Raw genomic sequence first — 16,807 nt, forward strand, 5'->3', positions numbered from 1 at the left:
GTCTGCACGGAACGCTGCTCCGAAACAAGAGCAGTGCTCTCTCAGTAGATCGGTGATCCGATTTCTGGGCAGTGCTCCACGTGCATGGCACACTGACTGCATGAGCACCGTGCAAGGGGCAAGGGAACGGGCCCGCATCGAGGTCACCGCCGCCATCAAGGACGAGGCGCGCCGCAGACTCGCGGCCGAGGGCGCCGCCAAACTCTCCCTGCGCGCCGTCGCCCGCGAGCTGGGCATGGTCTCCTCCGCCCTCTACCGCTACTTCCCCAGCCGCGACGAGCTGCTCACCGCGCTCATCATCGACGCGTACGACAGCCTCGGCGCCGCCGCCGAGGCGGCCGACGCCCGGGCCCTCGGCGCCGGTGCCGCACCCCACGCCCGCTGGATCGCGGTCTGCGAGGCCGTGCGCGCCTGGGCGCTGGAGCACCCGCACGAATACGCCCTCATCTACGGCTCCCCGGTGCCCGGTTACAGCGCGCCCATGGACACCGTCGGCCCCGCGTCCCGGCTCGCTAACGTCCTCATCGGCATCCTCCGCGCCGCCCACCAGGGCCGCGGTCTCGCCCTGCCGCCCCTGCCGTCGACCCTGCGTCCCGAGGCCGACCGGATGACCGCGGAGTTCGCCGAGGGTCTGCCCCCGCAGGTCACCGCCGCGCTGGTCGCCGCCTGGGCGCAGCTCGTCGGGCTCGTGTCCTTCGAGGTGTTCGGTCAGTTCAACCGGGTCGTCGAGGACCGGACCGGCTTCTTCGCGCACGCCGCCGGCCAGTTGGCGCACGGGGTCGGACTGCCCGCCGTATGAGGGCAGGGCCCTGGGCGGACCCGGCGGTCCGGGCCGCAGCGGGGGCCGGCTCCGCTGCGGCCGTTCACGTGATGAGGCGATGGTTCGCTCTTCTGTTCCTCGCACCAATGCGGGCGGTTCAGGCTTGAACGAAGGGTCGCCCGTCTAGTGTTCCTCGGGTCGCCCCCCTGTGCCGCCGCCGGAGGAACGTTCATGCCCCGCGCCGTGAAGGCCCTGTACGCATCCCTGGCCGTCTTCTTACTCGCCGCGCCGGCGCCGGCCGTCACCGCGTCGGCGCGCGACGCGCCGCCCGTCGCACCGGCCGCATCCGCCCCCCAGCACACCGAACCGGACCCCGGACCGCCCCCGACACCCCGGACACCGGGCGTACGCGGCCTGGAGATCGGCGTCCCCGCCTACGTGTGGGCGAACGACCGCGTGCTGAGCGGCCTGACCGCCACCGCTCCCGCCCCCTCGGTGGTCGTCCTGAACCCGGGCAACGGCGACTCCCCCTTCGACGCACCCTGGCGGTCCCGCGCCGACGCGCTGCGCGGCCGCACCACCGCCACCGGCGAGAAGACCAGGGTGCTCGGCTACGTCCACACCGACCACGGCAACCGCGACATCGCCGCCGTCAAGGCCTCCGTCGACAACTACCTCAAGACCCCCGACGGCCGCCTCCACGTCGACGGCATCTTCTTCGACGTCGTCAGCCGCGACTGCGGCCCCGCCAACGCCACCCGCGACCACTACGCGGAGCTGCGCCGCTACGTCCAGGACACCATGGGGGCCGCCGCCCCGGGCGGCCCCGGTCTCGTCGTCAACAATCCGGGCACCGCCATAGCCGACTGCTACCTGGAGCCGGACCGCCGGACCGCGGACGTCTTCGTCACGTACGAGGACACGTACGCCGCGTACACGGGCGGCGGCTGGCTCGGCGGCAACGTCTTCGACCCGCTCTCCGGCTACCGCGCCGGCGCCGAGCTCGACCCGCGCGGCACGGCGTTCTGGCACCTGGTCCACGAGGTCCCGGACGAAGCGGCGATGCGCGTCACCCTGCGCACCGCCTTCGACCGCGGCGCGGGCTACGCGTACGCCACGAGCGCCGGCATGCCCAACCCCTGGAACGCTGCCCCGACATGGGAGTACCGCGCCGAGACCGGGTACGCCGCAACCATCGGGTGACGACTCAGAGCCGGGCGGCCCCCCCCGCCCCGCCCCCGCCGTCAGATTCCGGCCGTCTCGCTCCACAGCACGGCCAGCGACCCGTCGCCCGTCACCCCGGGGCCGGTGAGCGGGAGCCGGTTCCAGAGGGCCGCGTACAGCCACGCCGCCTCGCCCGTCAGCTCGCAGTCGGCGGCCTCGCCCGTATCGCCCCCTACCGTGCGGGGCGGCTCCGGCGAGAGGTGCACGGTCCACGTCGCGCCCGTGTCGGCGGCCCGCACCCTGAGCACCCAGGGCTCCGGGGTGCGCACCCGGCTGCGCGGCCGGGCGTGGAAGCCGGTGAGCAGTTCGTCCACCCCGTCCTGTGCGAACTCCGGCGTCACCGGCGAATACGCGACACCGAGGGCCGCCTCGGCGTCCATGCGGTGCACGGCGGTCTCATGGGCCTGGCGCCGCGCCCAGAACGCCAGCGGCGACGGCGGGGCCGTCGGAAGGAAGGTCCAGCACTCCAGGTCGGCCGGGGCCTCGGCCAGCGTGCGGACCAGCGCCGCGTGGCCCTCGCGGAACCAGCCGATCAGCTCGGCGCCGGCCAGTTCCGGCGCGGCGGGGAACTCCACCGGCTCCAGCCGTGCCTCCCCGATGAAGCCGGCCGCCCAGCGGTGCACCGACCCGGTGTGCCGCAGCAGATCGGTGACGTGCCATCCCGGACACGTGGGCACCAGGGCGTCCGTACCGGCCCGTTCGGCCAGATCGGCGAGCAGTTCGCCGTCCCGCGCAAGGGACTTGACGTAATCGGTGATCTCCATGCCCGGCAGTCTGCCACGCACCCGGCGACGGGAGGCCCCCGCAGGCCCCCATGCCCCCCAGGCCCCCGCAGGCCCCCCGGCCCCCGCCGCTCCGGATCCCGCCCGCCCGGGCCACCATGGAAGGGTGAACCACCCCGAGCACCCGGAGCCGGTCGCGGAGCTCTTCCCCCGCGAGCGGACCGTGATCGCCCCCGGCGCCGTCCACGTGCCCGACTGGCTCGGGCCCGGGCGGCAGGCCGAGCTGCTGGCGGCCTGCCGCGCCTGGGCCCGCCCGTCGGCCGGCCTGCGCACCGTACGCACCCCCGGGGGCGGGGAGATGTCCGCCCGGCAGGTGTGCCTCGGGCTGCACTGGTACCCGTACGGATACGCCCGCACCGCCGTCGACGGGGACGGGGCGCCGGTCAAGCCGATGCCCGCCTGGCTCGCCGAGCTGGGACGGGAGGCAGTGGCCGCCGCGTACGGAACCCCGCCGGAGCCCGAGGTGGCGTACGACATCGCCCTGATCAACTTCTACGGCGACGACTCCCGCATGGGCATGCACCGCGACGCGGAGGAGAAGTCCCCGGCGCCGGTGGTCTCCCTCAGCCTCGGCGACACCTGCGTCTTCCGCTTCGGGAACACCACCTCGCGCGGGCGCCCGTACCGGGACGTCGAGCTGCGCAGCGGCGATCTCTTCGTCTTCGGCGGTCCCAGCCGGTCGGCCTATCACGGAGTGCCGAAGATCCTGCCGGGCACGGGCCCGCGGGCCCTCGGTCTGACCGGGAGGCTGAACATCACACTCCGGGTCGGCGGCCTGGGCTGAGGGGCGGCGCCCGGCCCCCTCCGATCATGCGAGGATCGATGCCATGAACGGCAACGGGGTCCCGCCGCGGGTGGGGGACGTGACCACGCCCTCCGCGTCCATGACGGCCACGCGGACGAAACTGGAACGGGGTCGCGGCGCGCTCGGGCCGGCGCTGGAGCTCGTCCACACCGGCCGGGCCCCGACCCGCGCCGTCCTGACGGCAGAGCTCGGCGTCACCCGCGCCACCGCCGGAGCCGTCGCCGCCGAGCTGGAGGCGCTCGGGCTGATCCGCGTCGACTCGCGCCCCGGCGGCGCGGGCGGCACCCAGGGCCGTCCCTCGCACCGCCTCTCGGTGGACGAGAACGGCCCGGTGGCGCTCGCCGCACAAGTGCACTCGGACGGTTTCAGGGCCGCCCTCGTGGGCCTCGGCGGCCGGATCGTGGCCACCGCCCCCGGCAAGGTCACCGTCTCCGCCGACCCGGCGCAGGTGCTCGGCGCGGTCGTGGAGGCGGGCGCGCAGCTGCTCGCCGAGAGCGGCCGGCGCTGTGTCGGCGCGGGGCTCGCGGTCCCGTCGGCGGTGGCGGAGCCGGACGGTACGGCGCTGAACCCCCTGCACCTGGCCTGGCCGGCCGGCTCTCCCGTACGGGCCATCTTCGCGCAGTGCGTGAAGGCCGCCGGGATCGACGGCCCGGCCCTGACCGGGAACGACGTCAACCTCGCGGCCCTGGCCGAGCACCGGCACGGCGCGGGGCGCAGCGCCCAGCACCTCCTGTGCGTGGCCACCGGGCACCGCGGGGTGGGCGGGGCGCTGGTACTGGACGGCCGCCTCCACAGCGGGAGTTCGGGCCTGGCGCTGGAGGTCGGCCACCTCACCGTGAACCCCGAGGGGCGGGCCTGCCACTGCGGCGGCCGCGGCTGCCTGGACGTGGAGGCGGACCCGCTGGCCTTCCTCACCGCGGCGGGGCGCACCCCCGGCCCGGAGGTGTCGCTGCTCCAGCAGGCCCGCGACCTGCTGCACGACGAGCCCGCGGAGCCGGCGGTACGGGCGGCCACGCAGGAGCTGATCGACCGGCTCGGGCTGGGCCTCGCGGGCCTGGTGAACATCCTGAACCCGGACCGGATCATCCTGGGCGGCCTGCACCGGGAACTGCTGCACGCCGACCCCGAACGCCTGCGCGCGGTGGTCGCGGACCGCAGCCTGTGGGGCCGCAGCGGCGGCGTGCCGATCCTGCCGTGCACCCTGGACCACAACAGCCTGGTGGGCGCCGCGGAGCTGGCCTGGCAGCCGGTGCTGGACGACCCGCTCGCGGCCTTGGCCCAGGTCTGACCCGCCCCGAGGGCGCCCCCCGGCCCGGGGCGTGCTCCGACGGGCACGGCCCGGCCGGGGCCCGCGGTGGGGTCACCCGGGACTGGCGGCGACCCGCGAGGCCACCGGCAGGGCCGGCGCGGCGGAGCTCGGGTCCACGGATACGACCACCGCTCGCGCGGGCTCCCGTACGGGCTTGGCCGCGATCCGTACCGGACGCAGCGGGGCCGCCGGGGCGGGGGCCGTGGAGAGCGTGAACCACACGACCTTTCCCGGCCCGTCGACCTGCGGCCGCGCGCCCCAGGCCTCACTGACGGCCTCCACGAGGGCGAGCCCGCGTCCACAGGTCTCCATCAGGTCCGCCGCGGTCTCGTGCAGCACCGGAAGCCGCGGATCACTGTCGATGACGGAGACCGTCAGACGCCCGAGCCGCAGTTCGATCTCGACGATGCAGGTCTTGTCCGGCTGGGCGTGGCGGTGGACGTTGCTGAGCAGCTCCGTCACGCCCAGCGCAGCCCGGTCGATGAGCGGATCGAGCTGCCAATGGCGCAGCTGGGCGGAGACGATCCGGCGGATTTGGCCGATCCGCGACGGCAAGGCCTGCAGTTCGACGACGCAGTGCCTGCGGGAATGACTGATCACGGCTGCGACTCCCCGACATGAGTGTTACGGGTGCTGCACCCTCGGTAATCCTCCACCAGGGTCACCCACGGTGCGCCGTAGTGCAACCGAACGCGATCGAAAGCGATCCGCATGGATACCCAAAGTGACTGTTTGCGCAGGTGGCGGAGGTACATTGCGAAAGCAGGGGGCGAAATACACCCACGAAGGAGCGCGGCGCATGAGCACCACCGGCACTACCGGTACCAGCGGCACCACCACTGCCACCGGTGCCACCACGGTCACGACCCTCGACGTCGACCGGAGCGACGCGGACTACCGCGCCTGGCTGAAGGAAGCCGTCCGCAAGGTCCAGGCGGACGCCAACCGCTCCGCCGACACCCACCTGCTGCACTTCCCGCTCCCGGAGGCGTGGGGCATCGACCTCTACCTCAAGGACGAGTCCACGCACCCGACGGGCTCCCTCAAGCACCGCCTCGCGCGCTCGCTGTTCCTGTACGCGCTCTGCAACGGCTGGGTCCGCCCCGGCCGCCCGGTCATCGAGGCGTCGTCCGGATCGACCGCCGTCTCCGAGGCGTACTTCGCGAAGCTGATCGGGGTCCCCTTCATCGCGGTCATGCCGCGCACGACCAGCCCGGAGAAGTGCCGCCTCATCGAATTCCACGGCGGCGAATGCCACTTCGTGGACGACCCGATGAAGATGTACGAGGAGTCGGCCGCCCTCGCCGCCCGTACGGGCGGGCACTACATGGACCAGTTCACGTACGCGGAGCGGGCCACCGACTGGCGCGGCAACAACAACATCGCGGAATCGATGTACCAGCAGCTGCGGCTGGAACGTTTCCCCGAGCCCGCGTGGATCGTCGCGACCGCCGGCACCGGCGGCACCTCGGCCACCATCGCGCGCTACGTCCACTACATGCAGCACGACACCCGCATCTGCGTCCCGGACCCGGAGAACTCCTGTTTCTTCGACGGCTGGACCCAGGGCGACCCGCACGCGAGCAGCGACTGCGGCTCACGCATCGAGGGCATCGGCCGGCCGCGGATGGAGCCGAGCTTCGTGCCGGGGGCCATCGACCGGATGATGCGGGTCCCCGACGCGGCGAGCGTCGCCGCCTGCCGCGCTCTGGAGACGGCGATAGGGCGCAAGGCGGGCGGTTCCACCGGCACGGGCCTGTGGAGCGCCCTGAAGATCATCTCGGAGATGGTGGCGGAGGGCCGCACGGGCAGTGTCGTCACCCTGCTGTGCGACCCGGGCGACCGCTACCTGGACAAGTACTACTCCGACGAGTGGCTGGCGGCGCAGCGGCTCGACATCGCCCCGTACGCGAAGACCCTCGACACCCTGCTGACGACCGGGATCTGGCGCGAGCCCACGGCCTGACCGTCGCTACGGCCGCTTGACCGCCGCCACGGCTAGGGCGTGACCGTCGCCGGCTACTGCCCCGCCGCGCGCCGGGTCCCCAGCCGCGCGTCCAGCGTGCGCACCGCCTGGCGGAACGACCGGTCCAGGGCCGGGCGGGCGAGGGGGAGGCCGAGGCGGAAGGGAGCCGGGCCGTCCGCCGCGAAGGTCCAGCGGACCTGCGTGCCGGGCCCCTGCGGGGTCAGCCGCCACTCCTCCAGCAGGGCGTGGACGGCGGGGGCGTTGGTCGTGTCGACCCGGTACGCGTAACGCCGACCGGGTTCCGCCGCCATGATCGTCTCCTGGAAGCGCACCCCGCCCAGCAGCCTGATCTCCCGGCCCGCGCCGCCCTGCGTGGGGCGGGCCAGGGTGACGGCCTTGAACCACTGCGCCCAGCCCGCGACTTCATCGGCCAGTGCCCGGTACACGGCCTCGGGCGGCGCCGCGGCCTCGGCGGTGAAGACCAGCCGGACCGGCGCGGCCTCGATGAAGTCCAGCCCCACCGGCCGGAGTCGGCGAACCATGGCGGTACCCCCTGGTCGAAGAAGTCCGAGCAATCGAAAGCGAGTTCCGAAAACGCGCCCCGAAGGCGGGATTCCGAACGTGCGCGCGACACCATAGCCGCACCTTCGGCAGAAGTCCGTACGGACCGGGGACCGATCCGGACACGACGCTGGGCAGGCGCCCCGCCGGGCGGGATGCTGGAGTCCCGGAGTTCCCCGCGATCGGAGTTCCGCGAGAACGCAGAGCCCCGGCACCGGAGTTCCGCGAGAACGCAGAGCCCCGAGACGGGAGTTCCGCGAGACCGGAGTCCCCCAGAACGGAGCCGCCAGTGCCGGACACGCCCGCGCCGCAGCAGCCGGCGCCACCGCCGCCCCTGGCCCTCGAACTCCTCGTCCACGGAGTCGCCGGCGCCGCCCCCGCCGAACTGCTCGGAGACCCGCGCACCGTGCGCGTCACCGGAGACTCCACCGCGGCCGTCTTCCGCCGCACCGACGACGCCGACGCCGAAGCCCACCCGGAGCGGTACGCCGGGCGGCCCGTCCCCGAGGCCTACTGCTGGTCGCGCCTCACCTCCGGCAACGGCGCCCGCGCCCTGTGGCTGCTGCTCCTGCCCTTCATGGTGGCCAACCTCGCGCACTGGGCCCGGCCGGCCCCGTCCGCCGCCCGGCCCGCCCCGCGCGCGGTGCGCACGTACGGCGTCCTCGTACGGGTCCTCTCCCTCAGCCTGACCGTGCTGCTGATCGCGGCCGCCTGCGAGGTCGCGCTCGACCTCGTCGCCTGGCAGTGCGCGGGCCACGCCCCCTGCACCCGCTCCCGCTCCTGGCTGGACTTCCTCGCGCCCGGCGCCGGCTGGTGGGCCCAGCCAGGGCGCCGCCTGGCCCTCGGGGCGCTGGTCCCCGCCGGCCTGACCGGGCTGCTCTGGTTCCTGTCGAACCGGACGTGGAGCGCCTACGAGTCCCAGCCGCCGCCCGCAGGCGCCCCCGACCCGGACACCGCATCGGACACCGCGCCCGCACTCGGCCGACCCGGGTTCTGGTACGGACGCCGGCTCGTGGCCCGGCTCCGCGCCGCCCACACCGCCGCCGGGCTGCTCACGGTCGCCGTGGCCGTCGCCGTGCCCACCCTGCGCGAGGACCGCCGGGCAGGAGCCCCCGTCCTGGAAGCCCTCGGCTGGGCCGTGCACGTCCTGCTCGCCGCCGGGGCGCTGAGCGTGGCCTGGGTCGTCTGCCGGCGCGGCCGCACCGAGGCCCGGCCCGACCACCGGCTCGACCGGGCCGCCGTCAGCCTGCTGCCCGGCACCGCCCTAGCCCTGCTCACCGCCGTGCTCCTGTACGCCTGCTGGTCACGCCCCGCGTGGAGCTCCGCCGGGCGCCTGCCCGGGGACTTCGCCTTCGGCGTGCTCATGCTCGGCCAGGGCGTGTGCGTCCTCGCCCTCGCCGTCGTCGCCTCGTCCCTGTACCGCAGGGCCCCCGACCCCTCGGCCGCCCTGTACGGCCTCGGCGGGCCCGCCGTCGCCATGCTGGGCTGCGCGCTCGGCGGGGTGATGTCCGGCGGGCTGGCCCAGCGCGTCGCCGACTGGCTGGACGGCGGGGCCACACCGGGCATGGCCGGCGCCCCGCTGCCCGGGCCGCCCGTGCTGCTGTCCTGGCAGGCCGCTGTGCTGCCCCCGCTGCTCCTCGTACTGGCCCTGCTCGCCGCATGGTTCGCGGTGCGCGGAGCCCGGGCCCGGCGCCGTCTCGCCGAGGCCGTGGCCGGCGAATACCCGGGGGAGACCCCCGACCCGGCACGCAGCCGCCGGATCGCCGGGGCGCGGACCGCGGCCGCGCTCACCGACTCCGCGCCCTGGTTCGTGGCGGCCGTCTCGGGGATCACCCTGCTGCTCGGCGCGGGCGCGCTCGCCGGAGCCTGGCTCACCGGGCAGGTCCCCGCGGAGGCGGCCCGCGGCACCCAGCCGCTGCTGGAGAGCGCCGCCCGCGCCGCCGAGGACGCCGGCTCCTGGCTCATAGGCCTAGGGGTCGCCGTCTTCGTCACCTGGGGCCGGCGCGCCTACCGGGACCCGGCCGCCCGGCGGACCATCGGCATCCTGTGGGACGTCGGCACGTTCTGGCCGCGCGCCGCCCACCCCTTCGCGCCGCCCTGCTACGCCGAGCGCGCCGTCCCCGACCTGACCTGGCGGATGGCCGGCTGGACCGGCCGCACCGGCGGCCGCCTGGTGATCTCCGGGCACTCCCAGGGCAGCGTGCTCGCCGCCGCGGCCGTCTGGCAGCTGCCGCCGCCCGTCCGCGGCCGGGTCGCCCTGCTCACCTACGGCTCCCCGCTCGGCCGCCTCTACGGCCGCTGGTTCCCCGCCTACTTCGGACCCGGGCCGCTCACCGCCCTGCACGGCGAGCTCGACTGCTGGCGCAACCTGTGGCGGGCCACCGACCCCATCGGCGGGCCGGCGCTGCCCGGCGCGGTGGCTGGCGTGGACCGCGGCCCGCTCCCCGACCCGATCGCCTACGGGCGCAGCGCCCGCCACCCGCTGCCCGCCCCGATCCTCGGCCACGGCGACTACCAGGCCGATCCGGCCTTCGCCGCGGAACGCGACGCCCTGCTCGCCCGGTTGGCCACGCCCGCCCCGGCCCGGGTGCCCCGCCCCGCGGGAACCGGAAGCGTGCCCGGTCAGTCGGTCAGCACGGCGCGGGCAGCGCCGGCAGATCCGCCGGGAACAGCAGGGTGAGCTCGTCCGTACTCGGCTCCGACAGCTGGGCCACGCGCCCCGCGTGCCGCTCCACCATCGACTCGAAGGTCTGGCGCGCGGTGCGGCCGTTGCCGAAGGCCGGCCCCTTGGGCAGCTCGGTGAAGTACGTCAGCAACGCTTGCGGCGTGCCCTCCCCGAGCCGGTACTCGTGCTCCTCCGCCTGCTGCTCCACGATCCGCAGCAGTTCCTCCGGCCCGTAGTCGCCGAAGGTGATGGTCCGCGAGAACCGGGAGGCCACGCCCGGATTGACGGTCAGGAAGCGGTGCATCTCGGCCGTGTAGCCGGCGACGATCACCACCACCGCGTCCCGGTGGTCCTCCATCAGCTTCACCAGCGTGTCGATCGCCTCGCGCCCGAAGTCCCGGCCCGAGTCCTCCGGGGCCAGCGCGTACGCCTCGTCGATGAACAGCACCCCGCCGCGCGCCCGTTCGAAGGCCTCCTGCGTACGGATCGCCGTGGAGCCGATGTGCTCCCCGACCAGGTCCACCCGGGACACTTCGACGAGGTGCCCGCGCTCCAGCACCCCGAGGGAGGCGAGGATCTCCCCGTACAGCCGGGCGACCGTGGTCTTGCCCGTGCCGGGGGAGCCGGTGAACACCAGGTGCCGGCGCACGGAGGCCGCCTTGAGGCCGGCCTGCTGGCGGCGCCGGCCCACCTCGATCATGTCGGTCAGAGCGCGCACCTCGCGCTTGACGCTCTCCAGTCCGACCAGCGCGTCGAGCTGCTCCAGCATCTCACCGGAATCGCGAACGGGCGCCGGCGGGGCTTCCCCGGACCGGTCCGCGGGCCGCGGTACGGAAACAGGGGCCGCCGCGACGGCACTCTGGGCGGCGGTGGCCGTACGGATCCCGGCCTGCGCCCCCGCGCCCGCGCCGCCCGGGGGCGACTGGGCCGCCAGGCGCGGACCGGACTCGTCGCTGGTGCACTCCTCGGCGACCGGCCCGTCCTCCGGGAACTCGTACCCGCCGCGGGCGCAGCGCTCGGTGTGGCAGCGCGTCAGGGTGGTGCGGCAGCCGTCCATCACGTGGAAACCGAAACCGGAACTGCCCGTCACCCGGCAGGCCGTGAAGGTGCCGCGCCCGCCCGCCGACACGTAGAAACCGGCCTCGGCGGGGGAGGTGACCGTGCACCGCTCCAGGGACGGGTCGGCTCCCTTGGTGACGATCACGCCGGTCTGGACGGCGTCGATGGTGCAGTTCGCCAGGGTGCCGCCGCTGCCGTGGTCGCGGAACCAGGCGCCGGTGGCCGCCTCGCGGATCCGGCAGTCGTCGAGCTGCGCGGTGGCGCCGTCGCTCACCGAGACGGCGGTGTTGCGTACCTGGGACAGGTCGCTGTCGACCACGTCGACCCGCGATCCCCGGTCCAGCACGAACAGCGCGTCCGGGACGTCGTGCACGCGGCAGGAGTCCAGGGAGGCGGTGGCCCCGTCACTGATCCACACCGCCGGATAGTCCCCCGTACTGTCGTGGATCTCGCAGGACTCGGCGTCGACCCGGGTGCCCGGATCCCACACGGACAGGCCGTTGCGGCCGAACCGGCGCACCGTGGTGCGGCTGAGGGTGAGCACCGAACGGGACCGCAGATCGATCGCGTTCTCCGGGATGTCGTGGATGTCGCACCCGGCCAGGGTGAGCACGGCGTCGGTGTCGAGGGTGACCCCGTCGGCGGAAGTGCGGTGCACCGCGCAGTCGGTGAGCCGGGCCGCGGCGCGGGCGGCGATCTGCACCCCGGTGCCCTGGACCTCGTACACCTCGCAGCCGAGGGCCTCCAGTCCCGAACCCTCACCGGTGACCCCGATGCCCGCACCCGTGGCGTGATGGATCCGGCAGCGCTCCAGCCGGGGGCGGGCGCCGCCGCGCACCGAGACGCCGGTCTGCCCGGCGGCGACGACCTCGCACTCCTCGAACACCCCGCCGCCACCGTCCAGTACGGCGATGCCCACGCCCGTCGGATTCTCCACGGTGCACCGACGCACGAGCGGCCGGGCCCCGGAGCCGCGCACCTCGATGCCGGCCGCCGAGCGGGTGCTCACCCGCAGGTCGGTCAGCTCGGGGGAGCCGTCCTCCACCAGCAGCGCGGGCGCCGCCCGGTCCTGGCCCTCCAGATACAGGTCCTGGACCACGGCCGAGGCGCGCACTGTCAGCGCGATCCCGTCGAGCGGAGCGATGCGCACCGATCCCAGGCCGCCCTCCGGCCCGCGCAGGGTGACGGCGTGGTGCAGCACCAGATTCTCCCGGTAGGTGCCGGGAGCGATGGACAGCACGTCTCCGTCGCCCGCCACGGCGAGCGCGGCGGTCAGCGTCGGATAGTCACCGGAGCGGCGCCGCCACCGCGAAGAGCCGCTGTGCGTCACCTGGACCGTGCCCTGAACCATGGTGCTGTCGTGCCCCCACTCTCGTACTCGCGCTGCCGATGCGACCACCGGCCGCCGAAGACCTCAGCCCCCGAAGCCCTGAGGCGATGAAGCCACTGGCGCCGCGGGAGTGACCGGTCCGGCGGCCCCACCGTAGCGCGCGCGGAGCCCACGGGGTGCCAGGTCAACTGCCCGCGCCCGCCCGGCCCCAGTCGGGGCCCGCGGCCGCCCACGCCCGGTCCAGACGTATGTACCGCCTGTGCATGAGCCTTCGTACGACCAGCCGCCGGACCGTCTCGACCAGCGCGGCCACACCGATCGCGGCGGCCAGGCCCGCGGTCCCCGCGTGTAAGACGGCGGCGGAGGGGTCCAGCGGCTGCCCCACCACCCGGCCGTGGGCATCGGTCCACATCCGGAACCGGTCGCCTGGGTGCGGCGGTTCCTCCGCGGCCGGCACCGTGCCCTCGTGGCTCGTGCCGTCGGGCGCGGTCCACACGGCCACGATCTGCGTACGGTGCGGGGCCGTGCGCTGCGCCGAGGCGTCGGCGGACACGCCCGCGGCCGACTCCGGCGCCGGCCGGACCACCACGGCCGGAACGAGGTGGCGCTCCTGCCGCTGCGCCTGCGCGGCCCGCTGGAGCGTGCCGTCCACCCGCAGCCCGGCGACCCACCCCACCGTCGGGGCCACCACCACCACGCACACCAGCGCGGCGAACGCCACCCACGCCTCGAAGAGATCGGTCGGCCGGCGCAGCGGATTGCGCCGCCAACGCCACAAACCCATTGCTGTCCGCACAGTCCGGCTCCCCCTGCCTCGGCCAGTCTCCGCCTGTCCACCCGTCCTGACTGATCCAACGGCTTGGTCGTGCCGGTTGGTTCCAACCTGGACGTGTAGCCCCCCGAAGGTGTCATTCCGGGGGGCTGCTCGCCTGCCCGGGCCTCAGCCCGGGCAGTCAGTCGAGAATGTGCACCTCGTCGCCCACGCGCACCGTGCCCAGCCGCACCGGCACCAAGAGCCGTCCGAAGGTGAGCGACTTGCCGATCCGCCGGTGCAGGGCCAGGGTCTTCAGCGGCTCCTTGCCCCGCTCCGCCGTCTCCTGGTCGGTGGTGGTGACGATGCACCGGCCGCACTCCCGCGCCCCGCGGAAGACGGCGTCGCCGATCGCTATGCGCCGCCAGCCGTCCTCGGCCCACGCCTCGGCCCCGGAGACCACCACGTTGGGGCGGAACCGGTTCATGGGCAGCGGCCCCTCCTCGGGGTGGTCCCCCCGCGCGATCAGCGAGTTGAGCGCGTCCAGAGAGGCGAGGGTGCTCAGCAGTACCGGATAGCCGTCGGCCAGGCTCACCGTCTCGCCCGGCAGCGCGTAATCCGGATCCACAGGACGGCGTACGGCCGGATCGTCGAGGTGCACCAGTCGCGCCTCCACCCCGAGGTACGCGCTGAACCAGTCGGCCGCGGCGCTCGCCGCGACGACGGTCTCCACCTTCTTCCCGAACAGGGTGACCGGCTCCAGCGGACCCGGTTCGGGCACCTCCACCACCAGCTCCGCCATGCCCGGCGCCGACACCGCGATCCGGCCGCCGTCCAGCGGACGGGCCGCCGCCAGGGCGAGCCGTGCGTGGCGGCGCTGGGTCATGACCGCGCCCTCGGCGTCGACGAGCGCCCAGCGCCGGTCTCCGGACAGCCCCCAGGGCTCCACGGCCACCTCGTCGGGAGCGGTCCCCGCTACCGATTTGACGGGATGGACGTGGAGGGCCTGCACGCGCAAGTTCGACATGGGAGCATCCTGCCAGCCCGCCCCGGTGCGCCGTGCGTGGGTGGGCCGGTCAGTAACCACGCCCCTGGTAGGGGCGGCCGTACGGGTCCTCGTACGAGGCGCCCTGCACCGGCGCGGGCACCGCCATCGGACGCGGGGCGGCCGGGCGCATGGCCTCGTACCCGGTGGCCGTCGCGACCGGGCGGGGCTGCTGCGGCTGGGGCTGCGGTACGTATCCCCCGCGGGCGGCGAGCGGCTGCTGCTGCGGGATGTACGGCGCGGGGGCGTGCTGGAGCGGCATCGGCTGCGGAGCGGCCTGCTGCTGGTACGGGTACCCGTACGCCGGGGCCTGCTGCTGCGGCATCGCCGGCGGCAGCGCGGGCAGCGCCGAGGCGAGGGCCGGCAGGTACCCACCGCTCGAATATCCGGCGCTCGGGGAGTCGTAGGCGGCCGGGACGCGGATCGGGGCGATCTGCGGAGTGCCGCGTTCGGCGACGAGGGAGTCGTAGATGGGGGTGTCCGGGAAGGAGGGCGCGGAGTAGTAACCGCCGCCATAAGTGGAGCGGGGGGAGGTCATGGGACCTAAGTTAAGCCCACGACTTCACCGGGTCCATAGCGAGGTTCCGTCAACACCGCCCTGACCTGCATATTCGCAGGTCAGGGCCACAGCTTTCACTTGACGTTCACGTGCACGATTCGCCACTTCCACCCCACCTTGGCCCGACTCGTGCTCACCGGTTGCGTGGTGCACCGATTTGGTGTTGACGGAGCGTCACAACGCCGTGACCTCGGATGACCTTGTTTCGGGCAGCAGTTCGCCGTTTCAGGCGTCGCTCGGCCGGGCATAGGTACGGCCCTTCCAGGCCGCGCCCCGGCCCCGGTAGTGCTGGACGGCCGAGTCGACGGTCATCAGGAGGTACAGCAGCGCCGTGAACGGAAGCAGCGGCGCGAGCGCGATCGGCAGCCGGTAGTAGCGCAGCATCGGCGCGTACGTGCCGGACATCAGCAGCCAGGCGAGGCCGCCGGCCCACGCGACGGCGGGGTGCCCGGTCACGAGGCCCGCCAGGAGGGCGGACGGGGGCACGAGGTAGACGAGCACCAGCCCGGCGACCGTCCCGGCCAGCAGGAGGGGCTGGTGGCGCAGTTGCGCGTAGGCGCTGCGCGAGACCATCCGCCACAGGTCGGTGAGGGCGGGGTACGGGCGGACGCTGTCCACCCGCTCGGCCAGCCCTAGCCAGATCCGCCCGCCCGAGCGGCGGACCGCGCGGGCGAGGGAGACGTCGTCGATGACGGCCTGGCGGATGGAGTCGGGCACCCCGGCCCGCACCGCCGCCTCGGTGCGCAGCAGGACGCAGCCGCCGGCCGCCGCCGCGGTACGGCCGCCGGGGCGGTTGATCCGGCGGAAGGGGTAGAGCTGGGCGAAGAAGTAGACGAAGGCCGGTACGACGAGCCGCTCCCAGAGGCCGGCTACGCGCAGGCGGGCCATCTGGGAGACGAGGTCGAGGTCGGCGGAGGTGGCGGCGGCGACCAGCTCGCGCAGGCTGTCGGGTTCGTGCGCGATGTCGGCGTCGGTGAGGAGGAGGTAGTCGGGTCGGGGGTGGAGGTGGGGGTGGGGGTGGGCTTGGCTGAGGTGGTCGGGCTGGGTGGGCTGCGCGCCGCGGGCGAGTGCGATTCCGTGCCGGAGTGCCCAGAGCTTGCCGGTCCAGCCTGCGGGGGGCTCGCCGGGGGAGGTCACGGTGAGGGGCAGCCCGGGGTGTTCCCGGGCGAGGCGGAGCGCGAGCTCTCCGGTGCCGTCCGTGCTGCCGTCGTCGACGAGGACGATCGCGGCCTCGCCGGGGTAGTCCTGGGCGAGGAGCGAGGGCAGGCTGCGCGGCAGTACCTCGGCCTCGTCCCGGGCCGGGACGACGATCGCCACGGACGGCCAGTGGGTGGGGGCGGTGCGCGGGGGGAGGCGGACGTCGGTCCGCCAGAACATGCCCTGGGCGAAGGTGAGCCAGAGCCAGGCGGCGAGGGAGGCGTAGGCCGCGCAGGCGGCGGTGAGGGGGCCCATGGCGGCAGTGTGCCGGGGTGGGTGGGGTGTGTCGCGCATCTGCCTCCCGGCGGGGTGGCGGGGTGGCGGGGTGGCGGTGTGTGCGGGGCGGACCCGTCCCGTGGTGGTCGGGTGCGGCCCGGTGGCCGCGCCTCAAACGCCGGCGGGGCTGGGCGTGGCTTCGGGTGGGGCGGTGCCCCTGTGGGGGCTCTCCTCGGCTTGCGAACCCTGGCGGGGTCGGAGACTGCGGCGGTGGCTGGTTCGCCGCGCCTGCGGGGAGCCCCCACAGTGTCCCCACCCCACGGCCCTGGTGGGAGGCGCCTGCGGGGAGCCCCGCAGGGTTCCTGGCGCGCGGCTCTGGTCCGAGGTGCCTTTGGGGAGCTCGGCAGGGTTCCCGGCCTGCGGCCTGGTGGGAGGTGCCCGGGGGGAGTCCCGCAGGGTTCCTGGCGCGCGGCTCTGGTCGGAGGTGCCTTTGGGGAGCTCGGCAGGGTTCCCGGCCTGCGGCCTGGTGGGAGGTGCCCGGGGGGAGTCCCGCAGGGTTCCTGGCGCGCGGCTCTGAC

Annotated in this window: 14 protein-coding genes; 6 read left to right on the top strand and 8 right to left on the bottom strand. The window is 74.6% G+C overall.

Translation table 11 applies throughout. The features are described 5' to 3' along the window. Positions 1–100: 100 nt before the first annotated feature. Both AC07DU_RS01650 and AC07DU_RS01655 read left to right on the top strand, forming a co-directional pair. Positions 101–799 (top strand): TetR/AcrR family transcriptional regulator, encoded by a 699-nt coding sequence (locus tag AC07DU_RS01650; RefSeq protein ID WP_479034761.1) that lies wholly within the window; start codon positions 101–103, stop codon positions 797–799. 192 nt (positions 800–991) lie between these two features. Continuing rightward, a complete protein-coding gene (locus tag AC07DU_RS01655; protein ID WP_479109020.1) occupies positions 992–1,963 on the top strand; it encodes a spherulation-specific family 4 protein in 972 nt (323 codons plus the stop codon). Between the two features lie 41 nt (positions 1,964–2,004). Here AC07DU_RS01655 and AC07DU_RS01660 read toward each other — a convergent pair whose 3' ends face one another. Then, entirely contained in the window at positions 2,005–2,748 is a 744-nt protein-coding gene (locus AC07DU_RS01660; RefSeq protein ID WP_479109022.1) for a maleylpyruvate isomerase family mycothiol-dependent enzyme, read from the bottom strand. Between the two features lie 124 nt (positions 2,749–2,872). Between AC07DU_RS01660 and AC07DU_RS01665 the strand changes: the two genes are divergently transcribed. Together AC07DU_RS01665 and AC07DU_RS01670 are read left to right on the top strand one after the other, a co-directional pair. Continuing rightward, positions 2,873–3,550 carry an alpha-ketoglutarate-dependent dioxygenase AlkB family protein gene (locus tag AC07DU_RS01665; protein WP_479109024.1) on the top strand — a complete coding sequence of 226 codons (678 nt, stop codon included), beginning with the start codon at positions 2,873–2,875 and terminating at the stop codon, positions 3,548–3,550. A 43-nt stretch (positions 3,551–3,593) separates the two neighbouring features. Further along, complete coding sequence (locus AC07DU_RS01670; RefSeq protein ID WP_453285056.1) at positions 3,594–4,859, top strand: ROK family protein; 1,266 nt, start codon at positions 3,594–3,596, stop codon at positions 4,857–4,859. A 72-nt stretch (positions 4,860–4,931) separates the two neighbouring features. Here AC07DU_RS01670 and AC07DU_RS01675 read toward each other — a convergent pair whose 3' ends face one another. Further along, a complete protein-coding gene (locus tag AC07DU_RS01675; protein WP_479109026.1) occupies positions 4,932–5,480 on the bottom strand; it encodes an ATP-binding protein in 549 nt (182 codons plus the stop codon). A gap of 199 nt (positions 5,481–5,679) precedes the next feature. On the opposite strand from AC07DU_RS01675, the gene AC07DU_RS01680 reads away from it, so the two are divergent. Then, the gene (locus AC07DU_RS01680; RefSeq protein ID WP_479109028.1) at positions 5,680–6,846 is read left to right on the top strand and encodes a PLP-dependent cysteine synthase family protein; all 1,167 of its coding nucleotides are present in this window, start codon (positions 5,680–5,682) and stop codon (positions 6,844–6,846) included. A gap of 53 nt (positions 6,847–6,899) precedes the next feature. Here the strand turns inward: AC07DU_RS01680 and AC07DU_RS01685 are convergent, their stop codons facing one another. Beyond that, a complete protein-coding gene (locus AC07DU_RS01685; protein WP_479109030.1) occupies positions 6,900–7,388 on the bottom strand; it encodes an SRPBCC family protein in 489 nt (162 codons plus the stop codon). A gap of 308 nt (positions 7,389–7,696) precedes the next feature. On the opposite strand from AC07DU_RS01685, the gene AC07DU_RS01690 reads away from it, so the two are divergent. Then, positions 7,697–10,087, top strand: coding sequence for a hypothetical protein (locus AC07DU_RS01690; protein WP_479109032.1), 2,391 nt, complete (start codon positions 7,697–7,699; stop codon positions 10,085–10,087). Here the strand turns inward: AC07DU_RS01690 and AC07DU_RS01695 are convergent. The 5 genes from AC07DU_RS01695 to AC07DU_RS01715 form a co-directional block, all read right to left on the bottom strand. Then, positions 10,038–12,482 (bottom strand): right-handed parallel beta-helix repeat-containing protein, encoded by a 2,445-nt coding sequence (locus AC07DU_RS01695; RefSeq protein WP_479109034.1) that lies wholly within the window; start codon positions 12,480–12,482, stop codon positions 10,038–10,040. The two genes, AC07DU_RS01690 and AC07DU_RS01695, sit on opposite strands and share 50 nt — an antisense overlap. 163 nt (positions 12,483–12,645) lie before the next feature. Continuing rightward, entirely contained in the window at positions 12,646–13,245 is a 600-nt protein-coding gene (locus AC07DU_RS01700; protein WP_479109036.1) for an Rv1733c family protein, read from the bottom strand. 169 nt (positions 13,246–13,414) lie between these two features. Further along, entirely contained in the window at positions 13,415–14,239 is an 825-nt protein-coding gene (locus tag AC07DU_RS01705; protein WP_360899340.1) for an MOSC domain-containing protein, read from the bottom strand. 49 nt (positions 14,240–14,288) lie between these two features. Further along, positions 14,289–14,795 (bottom strand): DUF6643 family protein, encoded by a 507-nt coding sequence (locus AC07DU_RS01710; protein WP_479034730.1) that lies wholly within the window; start codon positions 14,793–14,795, stop codon positions 14,289–14,291. Positions 14,796–15,041: 246 nt separating this feature from the next. Further along, positions 15,042–16,268, bottom strand: coding sequence for a glycosyltransferase (locus AC07DU_RS01715; protein ID WP_479109039.1), 1,227 nt, complete (start codon positions 16,266–16,268; stop codon positions 15,042–15,044). Between the last annotated feature and the right edge of the window lie 539 nt (positions 16,269–16,807).

This window comes from Streptomyces sp. NPDC045695 (genome assembly GCF_056432025.1).